Here is a 17,754-nt window from a genome sequence, read left to right on the forward strand (position 1 = left end):
CGACAGCCATGCAGCACCTGTCTCTGAGCTCCCCGAAGGGCACCCCTCCTTTTCGGGAGGGTTCTCAGGATGTCAAGCCTAGGTAAGGTTCTTCGCGTTGCGTCGAATTAAACCACATACTCCACCGCTTGTGCGGGCCCCCGTCAATTCCTTTGAGTTTTAGCCTTGCGGCCGTACTTCCCAGGCGGGACACTTAACGCGTTAGCTACGGCACTGAAGGTGTTATTACCCCCAACACCTAGTGTCCATGGTTTACAGCGTGGACTACCGGAGTATCTAATTCCGTTTGCTACCCACGCTTTCAGGTCTGAGCGTCAGTTACGGGCCAGGTGGTCGCCTTCGCCACCGGTATTCCTCCCGATATCTACGAATTTCACCTCTACACCGGGAATTCCACCCCCCTCTACCATACTCAAGACAGGTAGTATCAAATGCAGTTCCGGAGTTAAGCTCCGGGCTTTCACATCTGACTGACCTATCCGCCTACGTGCTCTTTACGCCCAGTAAATCCGAATAACACTTGCACCCTCCGTATTACCGCGGCTGCTGGCACGGAGTTAGCCGGTGCTTCCTCCAAGGGTACCGTCAATAGAAGCAGATATTAGCTACTTCTCCTTTCTTCCCCTCTGACAGAGCTTTACAACCCGAAGGCCTTCATCACTCACGCGGCGTCGCTGCGTCAGGGTTTCCCCCATTGCGCAATATTCCTCACTGCTGCCTCCCGTAGGAGTCTGGACCGTGTCTCAGTTCCAGTGTGACTGGTCGTCCTCTCAAACCAGTTATGGATCGTAGCCTTGGTAGGCCATTACCCTACCAACTAGCTAATCCAACGCGGGCCCATCCAATAGCGATAGCTTTCAAGAAGAGGCCATCTTTCCCCAGTATACTTATGTATATTGGTCGTATGCGGGATTAGTCCACCTTTCGGTAGGTTATCCCCCACTATAGGGCAGGTTACCCACGCGTTACTCACCCGTGCGCCGCTTTACTCTCCCAGGCGAACCCGGGATTTCTCGCTCGACTTGCATGTGTTAGGCACGCCGCCAGCGTTCATTCTGAGCCGGGATCAAACTCTCATGTTTAATCCCAAAGCAAATCGTACTTTCCACTATTCAGTTTTCAAAGATCAAAAGCGGCATAAATCCAGATTATCTATTAGTATCTGCCTCTTCAATTGTCAAGCCACTATCTCATTTGCATGATGACAATTTCTGCTGCAAGGTCACGTTGACTATTAGATATTTCAGGCAGTGTCAATAACTTTTTTCTTTGTGTTTTTTCTCACTGCGTTCCGCAAAAAGCTCGTCTTATCTATGTCAAACCCCTTAAGGTGTCAAGGGGTTTTTTATCTTTTTTTTAAAATATTATTGTATCATTATTTCAAATAGTTACATTGATTAGCTGATATGAATTCGAGCAAAACGCCTTTTTCCTGCCTGAATAACATGAGACCCCTCATCAAGATTGAGATTATCATCCGAGATTTTCTTTTCATTAACCTTGACTGCCCCCTGTTTGACAAGTCTCCTGGCTTCAGACGTACTGCTCACAAGACCAGTTTCCTTCATGATAGAACATATCCAGGCCTTTTCCTTTGGCAAGTTGTATTCGGGTATATCATCTGGAACTTCTTTCTTGCTGTGCACTGTCATGAACACTTCGGCTGAACTGTCTGCAAGCTTACGGTCATGGTATCTTTCAACCAGCTCGTACGCCAGGGCCTTCTTTGCATCCATCGGATGAAGTTTCCCAGAGGTGACATCCTGCTTCATTTCCGATATTTCATCCAGCGTCCGTCGGCTGAGGAGTTCATAATACAGCCACATGAGATCATCCGATATGGACATGACTTTGCCGTACATCTCTGATGGTTCATCATTGATCCCGATATAATTGTTGTAGGACTTGCTCATCTTCTGGACACCGTCGAGACCTACAAGCAGCGGCATGGTCATCACAACCTGCTGCTCCTGGCCATATACTCTCTGCATCTCCCTGCCCATCAGGAGATTGAATATCTGATCAGTCCCTCCAAGCTCTATATCCGCATTCAAAGCGACAGAATCGTAGCCCTGCACGAACGGATACAAAAATTCATGGATGCTTATCGGCTGCTCCCCCTTAAACCTTTTGCTGAAATCATCCCGTTCAAGCATGCGGGCGACGGTCTGGTGCGAAGTGAGCTTGATGAAATCCGAGACCGTCATTCCATCCATCCATTCGGAATTGAACCTTACCTCTGTTTTTTCAGGGTCAAGGACTTTGAAAAACTGTTTCTTGTAGGTTTGAGCATTCTCGAGGACATCCTCACGCGTCAGCACTTTTCTGGTTGAGCTTCTCCCGCTGGGGTCTCCTATCATCCCGGTAAAATCGCCTATCAGAAAAATTACTTCATGACCCATGTCTTGAAACTGGCGCATTTTATTAAGGACCACAGTATGGCCGAAATGTATATCCGGTGCTGTTGGATCGAAACCCGCCTTAATCCTTAACGGTCTTCCCTTCTTAAGTTTTTTTTCCAGTTCCTCTTCAGATATTATTCCTACAGCTCCGCGTTTGATTTCCCTTAACTGTTTATCAATATCCATTACTTGTCCCCTGTTACTTACTTGGCAAACTCAACGGCCCTGCTTTCTCTTATGACGACAACTTTTATCTGTCCGGGATAAGTCAGCTTCGCTTCAATTGACTTTGAAATATCCTTTGCCAGCATCTGCGTATCTTCATCGCTTACATTTTCAGCTTCAACCATTACCCTAAGTTCTCTACCGGCCTGCACAGCAAATGACTTGCCGACTCCTTTGAACGAGGAGGCAATCTCTTCAAGGTCAGTAAGCCTTTTTACATAATTTTCCAGCATTTCTCTTCTTGCACCGGGACGCGCCGCGGACAGTGAGTCTGCTGCCTGCACAAGGAAGCAATAGACCGAGCTCACCTGTGCCTCGTTGTGATGAGATGCGATCGCTTCCACGACTTTTGCTGATTCACCGTAACGCTTGGCGATTTCAGCCCCGATAATAGCATGTGACCCTTCGACTTCATGATCAATAGCCTTACCGATGTCGTGGAGCAACCCGACACGTTTGGCTATTTTCTGGTTGATGCCCAGTTCAGCCGCCATTATTCCGCATAAATGAGCTACTTCCAGAGAGTGCTGATATACATTCTGGGAGAAGCTTGTCCGATATTTGAGCTTTCCTACAAGTTTTATCAGTTCGGGATTTATCCCGTGAACGCCGACTTCAAATGTCGCCTGCTGACCGGCTTCCCAGACGCCTTCATTGACTTCAGTGGTGACCTTTTCCACAATCTCTTCAATGCGGGACGGATGTATTCTGCCGTCCACAACAAGCCGTTCAAGGGCCTGTCTTGCTATTTCCCGCTTGATCGGGTCAAAGCTGGAAATAATCACGGCATCAGGGGTATCGTCAATTATCAGATCAACTCCTGTTACGGCTTCAATCGACCTGATATTGCGGCCTTCCCTTCCGATTATTCGGCCTTTCATCTCTTCGCTGGGAAGATTGACAATAGACACGGTCCTCTCGCTTACGACATCGGCCGAGTATCGTTGAATGGCTGTTGAAAGTATCTCCTTGGCCTTCCTGTCCGCTTCAGCCTCGGCTTCATCCTGAATCTGTTTAATCATCTTGGCGGCTTCATGCCGCGCTTCGCTTTCCAGCATTTCCATCAGGGTCTGCTTCGCCTGGTCGATCGTCATTGAGCTTATTTCTTCAAGCCTTGATATCTGTTTTTTTCTTATTTCATCAATTTCAGCCTTCAAGGAATCCACATGTTTTGTCTTGTCCGCGATTGATTTCTCGGAACGTTTGATTTCCTGCTCCCTCTTGTCCAGCTGATTCAATTTGCCATCAAGCAGATCTTCCCGTTGGAGAATACGTTTCTCTGCTGCCAGAACCTCTTTGAACCGTTCTTTCGCCTCATCTTCGCTTTTCTTCTTGGCATCAAAAATAATCTCTTTTGCCTGCAGATTTGCATCCGTGATAATGCTCCCTGCCTCCTTAATAGCCTCTTCCTTTATCTTTTTGGTCTCAATTTCCGCACTTGCATTGGCCTTCTTGCTGACTGCAAAATGCAACCCGAATCCGATAACAGCACCGGCAACAGCTGCCAGCACTATATAAAGCATGTCCATCATGTCACCTCTTTATGAGTGTGAAAAACACCCTGATCCGTAACCATATAATTAACCCTGGCATCCCAGGGATCCACATTAAGGCATTTAATCAGAAAATCATTATAGCATACACCCAGTGTGGTGATCCGGGCATGCTTCGAGATTAATCTGTCATAAAAGCCTTTGCCGTAACCAAGCCTGTAACCATTCTCATCAAATGCGATTCCTGGAACGAGGAACAGATCAATCTCACCAGGATCAACAAACTCGTGAGCGGCAGGCTCAGGTATGCCGAAAGCCCCGGTTATAAAACCATCAGGATATTCGGCATGAGAGAAAAAAAGGTCATTCTCAACTACTCTGGGAAAAACAAAATATTTTCCTTTCTCAGCCGTCAAAGATAAAACATCAGCCTCCGAGCGGACCGGAAAATACAAGGCTACAATTGTTGCAGATTTGAATAAACTGAAATCCAGAATATTATTACAGATAGCAATTGAGAGTTCACGTCTTGAAGCCTCTGACATTGAAGCCCTTTTTTTAAGAAAGCTATCTCTTATGCTGCTCTTTACATTCATATATCCAGCAAGGGCAAAATAAAAGAGACTTCTTTTGAGAACACCTCGGAATACAACTTTAAAAATGCAAATCCGGAGAGACTATTTGCCTTTCTTTTCCATCCTATCGATCAGTTGACCAATACGGATATTCAAAATTTCCTTTAACGATTCCAACTCAGTCTTTGTTTTCTTGACCTCATCCGCCATATTGAGCATGACCATGGCTATAAGATCCGAAGTGGTCACTGCATTACCCTGCTTCTTAACATCATCGACCATTTCTTCAATATATCGTGACAATGACTGAATGTAATCATCGTCTCCCCTGGATTTTACTTTATATTCCTGTCCGAATATCTTTATTGATACCGAGTTCTGCAAGTCTTTAAAATGTCTCGACACTCTTGATAAGGTGTTCGACTTTCTCTTTTACTTTTTCCTTCTCAGCAAGCAGCATTTCGACCTGCGAACTGAGACCGTTAGCCTCTTCCTCCTTTTCTATAAGCTTTTCGGTGAGCCTCAAGTTTTCTTTCTTCAGGGCTTCAACCGTTTGTAATAGTTGGTTAATTTTCTCTTCCAGCGTATCAAGTATTTCCAATCAGTACCCCATTCTATTAATCTTAATTAATTATAATATAATACATACATAATAATCATTCAAGTCAAGCATCTATTTTCCCCACCGGGATGGTACGGGTAAAATAAAATTTTATAAATATTGATTTATTGCTAAAGCATAATATGAAAGGAAGCCGATATTAAGATGAAGTGAACGATTAAGCGGAGGGTAAATTATGGAAGGCACATATCTTGAAAGTATCTACAATCTCATTAAGTCCATCAAGGAAGCCAGCACACTGGAGGGATTGATAGAAATTATTACACAGGAACTGCCGGCAGCAGTCGGTGCCAGATATTGTTCGCTTTTCATAAAAAATCATTCATCAGGAGAACTTGAATTAAGGGCGCACAACCATCAGGATATCGGAGAGGATCCTTTCATTCATGTCGCCGATCACGATAAAAGCATAATGAACCTGACCATATCCCGCAATTCATCGCTCTTGATAAGAAACATTGAAGAAGAGATAGGCTTTCACAACAAAGACAAATACAGCACAAAATCATTTATGTGCCTTCTGATCAAAGACGACAACGAAATTGAAGGGGTATTGAATTTAGCAGACAAAGCCCCTGAAGGGTTCAACAGGGAAGACATGCTCTTTGCGACAATTATTGCAGAATTAATAGGAAGCCATCTCAAACGCCACGGCATAGCCAGTGTATGACCTTAGAAAATTGTATTGACTATGGATATGATAGATGATAGCAAATAGCGAGTGAGCAATCGCTCACATCATCAATACAGAGGAGGTAAGTATGCCGAATGAAAATGTTTTAGCGCATGTTTTCTTGGATGCGGTCTTTACGAATTTCGAGATCCTTGCTCAGGATGATCCTGAATCTGCGGCTTTGATCGCCGGTAAAAATGTCAACATCCTGTTCATAGCCGGGATAGGCGGCCCCAAGGCCACAATCAGCATTTGTGACTCAGCAATCAAGGTCACACCTGGTAAAGCCGGAGACCCTGACATTATCATGTTCTTCCCATTTAAAAAGTGGATGACCAATATGCTCTCGAAAAAAGGTTTTGGCATACCGATTCCTTTGATCATGCCATGGAAATTACACAAGGCCTCAGGTCTTCTGACATTCATAAAGCTTGGCGACAGACTTGATAAAATCCTGCAGGGACCAAACCCGCCCAAAAAACTCAAGGCAAAACTTCTTCTCAATACCATAGCCAAGACAATCGCCGCCATCTGCAATAATGAACCCGAATCAAAAGCAACCGCACAGACACTTCATGGCGTAGCCGAACTCAGTATAAATAACGGCGATGCAGCCAATATAATGTTCACCGGAGGTTCAACAATCGGGAGAAACGGCAGGGTCGATGATGCCGACCTTATCATGAGTTTTAAAGATGAAGAACTCTTTCTGGACCTTGCGGATGACAAAGTCGATGTCATGGCTGCCGTATGCCTCTGTGACATGGTAATTTCTGGAGATCTCCATATGGGAGATGTCGTAAACGCATACCTCGACAAAGTCGGTACATATCTTCAGTAGGGGGTAATAATTATGTCATATACATTCGATAAATCCATGGAAATGTTCAGAAGGGCTGTAAAAGTCATCCCTCAGGGTATATACGGTCACTTCAATCCGGCCACACTGATTCCGGGCTCATCTCCTTATTTTATTTCCAAAGCAAAAGGATCCAGGTTCTGGGACATTGACGGTAATGAATACATAGACTACGCATGTGCTTACGGACCAATGTTCCTGGGTTATGCAAATGATAAAGTGGACGAGGCCTTTGCAAAACAGGCGAGACTAGGCACATCAACAACTCCGCCCAGCACTCTTCTGGTCGAGCTTGCAGAGAAGATGGTCGACACAATCGATTTTGCCGACTGGGCCATGTTTGCAAAAAACGGCGCTGACACAACTTCCTGGGCTCTGGTGATCGCACGCGGATTCAAAAAACGCGACAAGATTATCCTCTGCAAAGGCCATTACCATGGAACTCAACCATGGGCCGGTACAAACCATACCGGAATATCATCAACAGACAGGTCCCAGATATTAATGGTGAACTGGGGCGATGTGGCCGATTTCCAGAGACTGGTCGACGAGAACAAGGGTCAGGTTGCAGGCGCAATGTTCATGCCGTATCACCACCCTGTATTTGAAGAACAGAAGCTTCCTGCCCCCGGATACTGGCAGGCAATAAGAAAGATATGCGATGATAATGACATCATACTTATAATTGATGACGTCAGGGCGGGATGGAGGCTCGATATCAAGGGCTCAGCCCATTATTTCGGATTCAAACCGGACCTTGCATGCTATTGTAAGGCAATTGCCAACGGTTATCCGATATCCGCAATTGTAGGAAGCGACAAGATGAGAATAACCGCTTCCAAGACTTTCCAGACCGGTTCATACTGGAACAACTCCCCCGAAATGGCCGCGGCCATTGCATGTATAGATGAGATGAAGGCGATAGATGCCGCTGGTATCTGCAGCGAACGGGGCCTTCAGCTTAGAAATGGTTTGGAACAGCTGGCAAAAGACCACGGGCTTCAGTTCAAAGTAACAGGGCCTAATGCTCTACCGTTCATTCATTTCACAAACGAGACTAATTTCAAACGTGCCCAGCTGTTCTGCAAGGAATGCCTGCTTAACGGCGTTTTCTTCTTCTGGCACCACAACATGTTCCTGAGCGCCGCACACACCGAAGAAGATATAAGGCAAACACTTGATGTAGCTGACAAAGCCTTCAAGGTCGTAAAAGAAAAGTTCGGCTGTTGATATTCTCAGACTGCCCGGCTTTCTGCTGCCGGGCAGGCTTCATAAATCATGAACATAATATTCGATCTTGGCGGCGTAGTCGTAACATGGAAACCCGAAAATCTTGTACAAAGCTTCACAGATGATCTCAGAATTCAACATATTCTTTTAACAGAACTTATCAGACATCCGGACTGGATCGAGCTTGACCGTGGAACACTCTCGCTGCCAGACGCCATAAAACAATGCTCCGACAGGACCGGGTTAAGCACTGAAGAGATATACCGGTTTATGAAAATGGTTCCTCCTTCCCTGATTCCTATTGCAGACACTATAGAGATCATGAACACCCTCAAATACAACGGCCATAGCCTGTTCTGCCTGTCTAACATGCATAAAGAATCCATCGACTATCTTGAAAAAACGTATTCTTTCCTGAATGCCTTCAAAGGCGTTGTGGTTTCATGCAGGATCAATCTTGTAAAACCTGATCCGAAAATATTTAAGCATATACTCTCAATTTATAATCTTGAACCCGCACAGACACTATTCATAGATGATTCGCCCGCAAATACAGAATCTGCAGAGAACCTGGGCATTAAATCTATTCTGTTTAGAAATGCAGCACAGTGCCTTAACGATCTTGCTTCAATGGGTTTAATCTAGAAATATTACAGATAGTTCATATCTTCCTTGTGAATACGAATCCCGTCGTAATATAATGATTCAATGAAAATAAGCCCGCTGAAATGTCTATTGGCAATCGGTCTGGTTCTGGTGATCACGGAACCCCTTTATCCGGCGAAAAACGATCAACCCGCCTCTGCGGCAGTCGTTCCTCAAGCACAACAATCCCTGCATCAACAACCGGCATTCTCTCCTCAGCCGGGAACATACCTCTATACAATCCAAAACGGGGAAACGCTAAGCAAAATAGCTTCAATGTTCATGCCCTACACTTCAGCCTACACAAAAAAAGAGCTCATGAACACAATCAAGACCCTTAACGGCATCACAGGCGCATTATCACCAGGTCAGACAATAAAAATCCCGATTGCATGGTCACAGCCGCTTAAACCCCGTACAGTTCCCAAACCGAAAACCTTTGTTGCCAAAGGCATATATATAAATACTTCGAATGCCGGAACGCGCTTCATACTCGATTCCGCGGAAAAGTTGAAGCAGTGTGGCGGCAATACGATAGTCTTCGACGCAAAAGACGATCTGGGGGCCATAACATTCAGAAGCGATATTCCAAAAAAATACTGCCCTAAGGAAAATTATACACCGAATATCGAAGATCTTCCCAAAATGATCGAACTTCTGCACCGGATGGACATGCATGTCATTGCGAGGGTCGTGGTTTTCAGAGATACGATCATGGCTCGCACCAGGCCGGACTGGGTCTATACGAAACAGTTTCTTAATCCGGCAATACCTGAAGTTCAGGAATATATGCTCACCGTTATCAGGGAAATAGCAAATACTGGCGTCGACGAAATACAGCTGGATTACATCCGTTATTTTGCTGATTCGGAAAAAAATACAGGGGTCGAAGGAAAAACCAGGAATGATATCATCACCGGTTTCGTCAAAAGGGTTCATGACATAACATCATCAAAGGGGATCCTTCTTTCAATGGATATGTTCGGGATAGTAATATGGCAAAGGCCTATAGACGTAACGGTAGTGGGACAGGATGTAAAAATGCTTTCCCCGTATGTCGATATCATTTCTCCCATGCTTTACCCGTCGCATTTCGAAAAGGGGTTTTCCGGCATTAGCAATCCGGCCGACGAACCTTACATGTTTGTTTATGACGGCATCTCCATGATGAAAGAGCTCGTGGGTGATAGTGTAATAGTAAGGCCATGGCTTCAGGCCTTTCCAATGGGCATAACCAAAGGATTCGGCCCCTGGTACATGGAGTCTCAGATAAAGGCGACGCTTGATTCATGCGGAACGGGCTGGCTATTCTGGAGCCCTCAGAACAAATACACATACAGTTATGCCGCAATGGAAATCGTACAGAACAAGAAATATTCGACACCTGACTGTAAGGCTTTCATAGCCAGACTGAAGGAGAAAAAGGCAGCCCAGACCGCCGCAAAAGAGCAGGCAGTACAGGAAAAGAACGGTTCACAAAAAAAGAAGCCGAACAACGGGAAACCGGTTGCAGAGGCTGCCCCTTCAGCAAAAACCGCAGGCGGGATATAGCCGGTCTGGATGAATGTTATCATAAAAAAGAGAGTCTGCCCGGCTTAAAAACCGGACAGACTCGGCATATCTGATCAATAGCTTCTTTTGTTTTCTTTGCTACTGTTTAGGATAACCCACACCTTTCAGGGCTTCACCTATCTCGCCCAGAACCGCCGGGTCTTCAATTGTCGAAGGGACCTTATATTCCTTGCCGTCAGCAATCTTTCGCATTGTCCCGCGGAGAATCTTGCCGCTTCTGGTTTTTGGAAGCCTTGGAACGATCGCAATATCCTTGAGACATGCCAGAGCACCGATCTGATCCCTGACCATTTTTACAACCTCTTTCTGTATTTCCGCAGGATCTCTTTTAACGCCGGCCTTAAGTACCGCGAATCCGACAGGGACCTGCCCCTTGAGCTGGTCGTCAACACCTATGACAGCGCACTCCGCGACATCGGGGTGTTTGGCGACAACCTCTTCCATTCCGCCGGTTGAGAGCCTGTGTCCTGCAACGTTTATTATGTCGTCCACCCTGCCCATGATGTAGATGTAGCCGTCGGCATCCATGAAACCGCCGTCGCCGGTAGTATAATAGCCTTCGAAACTGCTCAGATATGAAGAGACAAACGCGTCATCCCTCTGCCACAATGTAGGCAGACAGCACGGCGGCAGCGGCAGCTTGACCGCAATCGTTCCTTCCGAACCGTTCGGAAGTTCGCCCCCGTTTTCATCAAGCACCTTGATATTGTATCCAGGCACAGGTTTTGTAGGCGATCCCGCCTTGATCGGCAGAAGTTCTATGCCTGCGCAGTTGGCGGCAATGGCCCAGCCCGTTTCGGTCTGCCACCAGTGGTCAACGACAGGGATATTAAGGAGATCGCTTGCCCAGTGGTATGTATCCGGGTCAAGCCTTTCCCCGGCAAGGAAGAGATACTTCAGGCATGATATGTCATATTTCTTAATGAACGAGCCGGTCGGGTCTTCCTTCTTGATCGCCCTGAACGCGGTAGGCGCAGTGAACAGCACCTTTACCTTGTGCTCGTTGATGACACGCCAGAAGGCCCCCGGGTCTGGAGTGCCGACCGGTTTTCCTTCATAGACTATCGTAGTCGCCCCATAGAGAAGTGGCGCATAGACGATGTATGAATGGCCGACAACCCAGCCTACATCGGATGCCGCCCAATAGACATCTCCGGGTTCTATTCCGTAAATATTTTTCATGGACCACATCATTGCAACCGCGTGTCCGCCGTTATCCCTGACTACGCCTTTCGGTATGCCGGTCGTGCCTGATGTATAAAGAATATAGAGAGGGTCTGTCGCCTTGATAGTAACGCACGCCGCCGGTTCGACACCTTCAATCGCATCTTTCCAGTCGACGTCCCTTCCGGCAATCAGTTCGGCCTTAACCTGTTCACGGTTAAATATTATGCATTTTTCCGGTTTGTGGCTGGAAAGCTCAATCGCCTTATCAAGAAGCGGTTTATAAGGAATTGCGCCTTTGGGTTCAATGCCGCAGGAAGCGCTTATCATTATCCTGGGTTTTGCGTCTTCAATCCTGACTGCCAGCTCGTTGGGCGCAAATCCGCCGAAAACGACCGAGTGTACCGCTCCGATTCTTGCGCAGGCAAGCATTGCAAAAAGTGTTTCCGGTATCATTGGCATATAGATGATAACGCGGTCGCCCCTTTCAACACCGAATTTTTTCAGCATGCCGGCCACAAGCGACACATGGTCAAGGAGTTCGCCGTATGTGATCTTCTTCACCGTCCCTGTCACAGGGCTGTCATAAATGATTGCTGTCTGGTCTTTCCTTCCGGCTTCTACATGCCTGTCTATTGCATTATAGCAGGTGTTCATCTCCGCGCCTTCAAACCACCTGTAAAAATTCGGCTTGGGCGACGAAACAACACTGTCCCATTTCTTAGTCCATGTGACCGCCTCGGCGGCCTCAGCCCAGAACCCGTCGGGATCGTTCATTGAACGGTTGTATGCCTCTTCGTATGAACTGTATTTCATCATCAATCCTCCTCAAAAAGAATTGTATGCTTATAAGGCAAAAGCGCCGGATTGTTCAATAGAGAAGTGAGAAGTAATAAGTTAGGAGTGAGGAGTGAGTTGAATATCTTTGTTCAGCCGTTACTCAGTTATTAATAATCCAATCAGTTCCAAGGGGTGGCTTATGAGGACCATTGAGCCCGCTTCCTCTATTTCCTTCCCTGGCCTGAAACCCCAGAGGACACCGACGGCTAACATGCCTGCAGCATTGGCGGTCTGCATGTCTACTGCGGAATCGCCTACAAAGGCTATCTTTTCAGGAGAGATGTGCCATCTCTGTGCAATTTCCAGGGCAACAGCGGGATCGGGTTTCTTTGGCCTGTCATTCCTTACGCCGCGCACTTCGGCGAATTCCCACTTTCCGAGCAGTTCATCCGTCATCTTTATCGTAAAATCCTCAGGTTTGTTCGAGAGTATCGCAAACGGAATATTCAATTTCGTAAGTTCATCAAGCATCTCAGGGATGCCGTCATAGGGTCTGCTCGAATCCTTGTAGTGCTCATTGTATATTTCGCGGAACCTGCCGACACACCTCATTACATCTTCAGAACTGCTCCCCGCCGGCATCGCCCGCCTGGCAAGCTCATCCACTCCATAACCCACGCTGAACCTCATATATTCGAAATCGCGTTCGGGCTGGCCTGTCATCTTAAGAGCCATATTCATGGAATCGGCAATATCCTTGAGCGTATCAAGGAGAGTGCCGTCCATGTCGAATATCACTGCTTCAATTTTTTGCATCATTGATGATCGGCCCGACGTTTGATCAGCTTTTGTTTCCTCTGTATTTGAGCAGGCCCTGCGCCATCTTCATGCAGCCTTCAATGCTGTGTGCTACGGGAATGTTATTCAGTTCAAAACCGTCAATCAGTATCCTGTATTTTTCCAGCCTCGGCACATAAGCGATTATCGGCTTGTTATAGCGCCTCTTGACCGTGCTGAGGAGTGCACCCAAATCCATGCTGAGCGCCGGCGCATAAGGAAGCAGAAGGGCTACCACGCAGTCTATATTATCCATGACCGACAGCGCCTTGGCCGCTTCCACAAAATCGCCGTCAACCGCGCTTCCTGTAAGGTCAACGGGATTGTGGCACGAGGCTATGTTCTTTATGCTCGGAGAAAGGACGGCTCTGACCGCATCCTGCTGGGAATCGTCAAGTGCCGGAATATCCAGTCCGTAACTGAGCGCCAGGTCAGTTGCAAGCGTCCCATGACCGCCGCTTATGGTGAGTATGCCGAGCCTGCCCTGAATGTGTTCCTGATAGCAGCTGAGGCACTGGCTGAAATAGACAAGGTCGAGCAGTCCGGCAGCTTCGACGATACCGTACTGGTTCATGATGGAAGAAAACACCTTGTAGTCGCCTGCGAGCGATGCGGTATGGCTTGTTATCGCCCTGCTGCCCTGTGGGGTCTTGCCTGATTTAAGCACCACAACCGGCTTGCCGCAGTTCTTTGCAGTCTCTATAAACTCATGGCCCTCCCCTTCGTTGAAACCTTCAATATAAAATGAGATGACCTTGGTCTTTTCATCAGATGCAAGATAGTTGATAAGATCCTTCTCCTTGATGACAGCCTTGTTTCCTATGCTTACGCATGTTGACATCCCCGCGCCTTCGGAGGTGAACCTTATCATCATGTCCAGCAGCATGCCGCCGCTCTGGCTCACCAGGGCGATATTGCCTTTCAGAGGTGTATTGATTCTTTCCTGAGGCTCAAAAAAGGTATCGACTTTTTCCGGCACATAGAGGCCTATGCAGTTGGGCCCGATAATGGGAAAGTCGGCTTCTCTGGCAATTGCGGTGATCCTATCCTGAAGGTCGTTTCTCCCGACTTCTGAAAAGCCGCCAGAGATTATGACGGCGCTTTTCACGCCAGCTTTTATGCACTCCTCGACGCTTGCCGGAACACGTTCGGCCTGAACCGCTATTACGGCCATGTCGATATCATCGGATATATCGGCAACCGAGGAATATGACTGCATGCCTTTCAGAATGCCCGCCTTGGGATTGACCGCATATACCTCGGCCGGATACCGGAAAAGATTTTTGTAATAGATTACATTTGCCGGATTCAAATCATTATGAAGCGATACGCCGATTACTGCAATTGTCCTGGGTTCGAACAGGGGTTTAAGATTCATATATTCCTCGTCAGATTCAATTATTTTATCTACTCAATCGGAATATGCTTCCAACCACTTGAGTAAAAAGACATATTAATCAGGACACAGGAGTCTGAATAAAATCTCTTTTAATCAAGTCACGGGTTAACGATTTTCACCTTTCTCCTGACTCCTGACTGTTGTTTCTCCTTGCTGTTATTCTTTCTTACCTTCCATCAACCTGATCTGCTCTTTGATTTCTTCATATCGCTTTTCAGTTATGGGGTAGAAATAAAGGACGAGAGCAGCCAGTATGAAAACAGCCGCTGGTATCGGCCCGAGAAGCATCCTAATGCCCAGTTCGGCGGAGGGCGTCTGCGGAAGAGCTTCCTTCACATAGCCCATGACCTGGAGTATCCATCCCATCGAAAGCGCCGCAAGGGCCTGCCCCAGTTTGAGCCCCCATGTCCATATGCCGAAGAAGGAACCTTCCCTGCGTTCGCCTGTGCGCATATAGTCATATTCAATAGCGTCCGCAACGATTGCATAGGGAAGCGCATAGGTAAACCCGAACCCCGTACCCATTACGCACATCATGATCAGGGTAAAGCTCACCGGCATCCTGTGCCCGAAGGTGAAAAGCACCATAAGCACTGCCGCAATGACTACGAATCCGGCTCCATACACGAGCTTTTTGCCGATTTTTTTGCTGGCCAGGACGCTGATCGGTATAAAGATAAACGCCGTGCCTATCAGTATAAGCATTGCAAGCGTGGTTTGCGCCTTGGGATCGATTACCTGCCTCGCCGCCAGTATATAATCGAAATAGTAGACCGCAACCCCGCTCACTATGGTTATAGCCACAATATGCAGGATATAGGTCGCCAGTATCAGCAGGTAAGGCCCGTTCTTGAAGACCTGTTTGTATGTTTCAAAGAATCCCATGGCCTTGGCAGGTTTGGTGCTCTCGGGCTCTTTGACGGTAAAAACAGTAATGAGGGCCGTTACAAGCATGATACCGCCGTAGATGATACCGAGAAGCACGAACCCGGTATTCTTGTCTTTCACAAGCCCCACTATGGGCCAGGCCGCACCCGCTCCGACAAGCGTGCCTATTGCTGCAAAACCGAATCGGTAGGCGTTGAGCGACGTCCTCTCATGATAGTCGTCTGTAAGCTCGGGGGACAGCGATGAATAAGGTATGTTGACAGTCGAGTATGCGGTGCAGAGCAGTACATATACAACGGTGGTAAATATGAACAGGGCGGTCTGGCTCATGCCCTGTTTGAAGAAAGATGGATTCGTAAACATGACAACCATCGCAATGAAGAGCGGAATAGCGCCAGCCAGCATATATGGCCTGCGCCTTCCCATGCGTGTTTTTGTCCTGTCCGAAAAATATCCGAGGATCGGGTCATAGAAGGCGTCCCATACCCTCCCTATGAAAAGTGCCGTGCCGGCAAGCCCTGCGGCAAGTCCCATTGTATCTGTGATGTAGTTTAAGAGAACAAATGCAGTGGCGGTAAAAAACAGGTTCCCTCCGAAATCGCATACACCGTATCCGGCTTTAACACCAACCGAGAGTTTCTTTCCTTCCATCAGGCACACTCCCTATAAGGATTTTCATAAACATACATGTTAAGCCCCCTTTATTCAAGCGCTCCGGTAGAGGCAAGTGCAACAAATCTGAGCGCTAATACGTGATGCCCTTATAGATAAGCCTGACATCCTTTTCCGGATCGTTAACAACTTTGGATTTCGTATTGAATATCATGGTGGCCCGCTGTCCGGCCTCATACTGAGGCCAGTTCTGCATGCCCGCATGGTTGGGATTGCCGGTGCGGGCAAATGCCACCCATGCGTCCATCATCGTATCGGAAAGGTCCATTGGGGGATCAGGGCCAACGATCTGCCGGCGTGTCGGCGAATCGAATGTCTTCAATACGAACGGCAGTTCGATTGCATGGCATGCTCCGAAATAGTCCTTTACCTGTGATTTCCAGTCAAAGCGGTACATCCAGACATCTGCATATTTCGACTGTGCTTCTGATGCCTGAATGTGCGGGATCCTGAACATCATGTCGGTTGCGGTTTCAAATGTGATGTCTCCCAGCTTTGCCTTCGGGAATTTCTTTTCATAAAAATCAAAGACCTCCTGCTCGCGTCCTTTGAGCCTCTTTCTGACCTCGGGTACTGAATTGAGAAGAGTCTTATAAGGGATAAACCTCAGCATTGAGGAATAGTTTATCCAATATCGGTATTCGTCCTGATTGGTGCCGTTAAGAAGCGATATGCCGGATGCCTGGCCGTCCTTTATCGCCTGCAACGGGTCCCTGGCAATAATGTTCCCGTCAATCACAGGGGCATAAAGAAGGTCTGATTCAAAACCTGCATCATCGATATGTTTTTCCAGGATTTCAACTATCTTTTCAATCTTTAATTTCCTAAGCCCCTCGATATCCTTAACCCCTGCAAGCTTCATAAATTTGGCTGTGGTGATCGAAGCCTTCTCGCGATCTCGGACAAGGTTGCATGCGCCGCTTTCGGCAATGGCTTTGGTGAACAGTCCTTTCGACTGCGGCAAACCCATAAGTATCATTACGAACGTGCTGCCTGCAGACTCGCCCATGATGGTAATATTGTCGGGATCGCCGCCGAATTTTGCAATGTTATTCTTGATCCATCTTAGTCCCATGAGCTGGTCTCTGATCCCGTTGTTGCCCGACCCGGCAAACTCTTTTCCGAAATCATCGAGATACAGAAAACCCAATGTACCTACCCGGTAGTTGATGCTCGCAAAAACGATATCACCCCGCTTTGATATATATGACCCGTTGTATAAAGGATCACCGGTGCCGCCCTCAACGAAGCCCCCGCCGTGTATATAGATTATGACCGGCCTTTTTTTATCATCCGCCTGAGGCGTCCAGATATTAAGGCTCAGGCAGTCTTCGTCCTGGTAAAGCAGAGATGCGGGTTCAAACTCGTCCTTGGTCTGCGGGCATGACGGGCCGAAATGGATTGCCGGCCTTACATTATCCCAGGATTCCACTTCCACCGGAGGCGCAAACCTCAGATCGCCCTTTGGAGGTTTGGCATAAGGGATTCCGAGAAACGCGCTTACCCCGTTCTCGATTTTGCAGCCTGCAATATCGCCGTTTGATGTATTTACGACCACAAGCTTCATCTGCCTTTCGGCCTGCGGATTAAAAGGGATCTGCTTGGTTGTACCGCATGACGAAAGAGTTAATATCATGATGATCAATGGGATGTTTATGAAAGTTCGCATAAAGAAACCTCCTTAAACAGACACGAGTATACGGCCGGTATAGCACAAA

At 47.3% G+C, this 17,754-nt stretch carries 15 protein-coding genes and 1 rRNA gene; 5 read left to right on the forward strand and 11 right to left on the reverse strand.

From position 1 onward, the window contains the following. From VIS94_06880 to zapB, 6 genes are all read right to left on the reverse strand, one after another. Nucleotides 1-1,082 (reverse strand): 16S ribosomal RNA (locus VIS94_06880); the annotation flags it as partial. Nucleotides 1,083-1,397: 315 nt separating this feature from the next. Then, complete coding sequence (gene tyrS, locus VIS94_06885) at nucleotides 1,398-2,588, reverse strand: tyrosine--tRNA ligase (GenBank protein HEY9160791.1); 1,191 nt, start codon at nucleotides 2,586-2,588, stop codon at nucleotides 1,398-1,400. 17 nt (nucleotides 2,589-2,605) lie between these two features. Beyond that, nucleotides 2,606-4,159 (reverse strand): ribonuclease Y, encoded by a 1,554-nt coding sequence (gene rny / locus VIS94_06890; GenBank protein ID HEY9160792.1) that lies wholly within the window; start codon nucleotides 4,157-4,159, stop codon nucleotides 2,606-2,608. Continuing rightward, on the reverse strand, nucleotides 4,156-4,716 hold the full coding sequence (locus VIS94_06895) for a 5-formyltetrahydrofolate cyclo-ligase (protein HEY9160793.1): 561 nt from the start codon (nucleotides 4,714-4,716) through the stop codon (nucleotides 4,156-4,158). Before VIS94_06895 ends, rny begins: the two co-directional genes overlap by 4 nt. Nucleotides 4,717-4,797: 81 nt before the next feature. Continuing rightward, nucleotides 4,798-5,079, reverse strand: coding sequence for a cell division protein ZapA (locus tag VIS94_06900; protein HEY9160794.1), 282 nt, complete (start codon nucleotides 5,077-5,079; stop codon nucleotides 4,798-4,800). 4 nt (nucleotides 5,080-5,083) lie between these two features. Next, on the reverse strand, nucleotides 5,084-5,296 hold the full coding sequence (gene zapB, locus VIS94_06905) for a cell division protein ZapB (protein ID HEY9160795.1): 213 nt from the start codon (nucleotides 5,294-5,296) through the stop codon (nucleotides 5,084-5,086). Nucleotides 5,297-5,492: 196 nt separating this feature from the next. Between zapB and VIS94_06910 the strand changes: the two genes are divergently transcribed. The 5 genes from VIS94_06910 to VIS94_06930 all read left to right on the forward strand — a co-directional run bounded on the left by VIS94_06910 (nucleotide 5,493) and on the right by VIS94_06930 (nucleotide 10,275). Beyond that, entirely contained in the window at nucleotides 5,493-5,987 is a 495-nt protein-coding gene (locus tag VIS94_06910) for a GAF domain-containing protein (protein ID HEY9160796.1), read from the forward strand. A gap of 91 nt (nucleotides 5,988-6,078) precedes the next feature. Then, nucleotides 6,079-6,831, forward strand: a complete 753-nt coding sequence (locus VIS94_06915) for an SCP2 sterol-binding domain-containing protein (protein HEY9160797.1) — start codon at nucleotides 6,079-6,081, stop codon at nucleotides 6,829-6,831. 12 nt (nucleotides 6,832-6,843) lie between these two features. Next, nucleotides 6,844-8,079, forward strand: a complete 1,236-nt coding sequence (locus tag VIS94_06920; protein ID HEY9160798.1) for an aminotransferase class III-fold pyridoxal phosphate-dependent enzyme — start codon at nucleotides 6,844-6,846, stop codon at nucleotides 8,077-8,079. Nucleotides 8,080-8,127: 48 nt separating this feature from the next. Beyond that, on the forward strand, nucleotides 8,128-8,724 hold the full coding sequence (locus VIS94_06925; protein ID HEY9160799.1) for an HAD family phosphatase: 597 nt from the start codon (nucleotides 8,128-8,130) through the stop codon (nucleotides 8,722-8,724). Nucleotides 8,725-8,787: 63 nt separating this feature from the next. Beyond that, complete coding sequence (locus tag VIS94_06930) at nucleotides 8,788-10,275, forward strand: putative glycoside hydrolase (GenBank protein HEY9160800.1); 1,488 nt, start codon at nucleotides 8,788-8,790, stop codon at nucleotides 10,273-10,275. Between the two features lie 99 nt (nucleotides 10,276-10,374). Here VIS94_06930 and VIS94_06935 read toward each other — a convergent pair whose 3' ends face one another. From VIS94_06935 to VIS94_06955, 5 genes are all read right to left on the reverse strand, one after another. After that, nucleotides 10,375-12,276, reverse strand: coding sequence for a propionyl-CoA synthetase (locus VIS94_06935; protein HEY9160801.1), 1,902 nt, complete (start codon nucleotides 12,274-12,276; stop codon nucleotides 10,375-10,377). A 120-nt stretch (nucleotides 12,277-12,396) separates the two neighbouring features. After that, nucleotides 12,397-13,059: an HAD family hydrolase gene (locus tag VIS94_06940; GenBank protein HEY9160802.1), complete on the reverse strand. Its 663-nt coding sequence runs from the start codon at nucleotides 13,057-13,059 to the stop codon at nucleotides 12,397-12,399. Between the two features lie 22 nt (nucleotides 13,060-13,081). Further along, complete coding sequence (locus VIS94_06945; protein HEY9160803.1) at nucleotides 13,082-14,455, reverse strand: CoA-binding protein; 1,374 nt, start codon at nucleotides 14,453-14,455, stop codon at nucleotides 13,082-13,084. Nucleotides 14,456-14,632: 177 nt separating this feature from the next. Further along, entirely contained in the window at nucleotides 14,633-16,015 is a 1,383-nt protein-coding gene (locus VIS94_06950; GenBank protein ID HEY9160804.1) for an MFS transporter, read from the reverse strand. A gap of 94 nt (nucleotides 16,016-16,109) precedes the next feature. Then, nucleotides 16,110-17,705, reverse strand: coding sequence for a carboxylesterase/lipase family protein (locus VIS94_06955; GenBank protein ID HEY9160805.1), 1,596 nt, complete (start codon nucleotides 17,703-17,705; stop codon nucleotides 16,110-16,112). Nucleotides 17,706-17,754 lie beyond the last annotated feature (49 nt).

The organism is Desulfomonilia bacterium, assembly GCA_036567785.1.
In the GTDB taxonomy this organism is placed as follows: Bacteria; Desulfobacterota; Desulfomonilia; order UBA1062; family UBA1062; genus DATCTV01.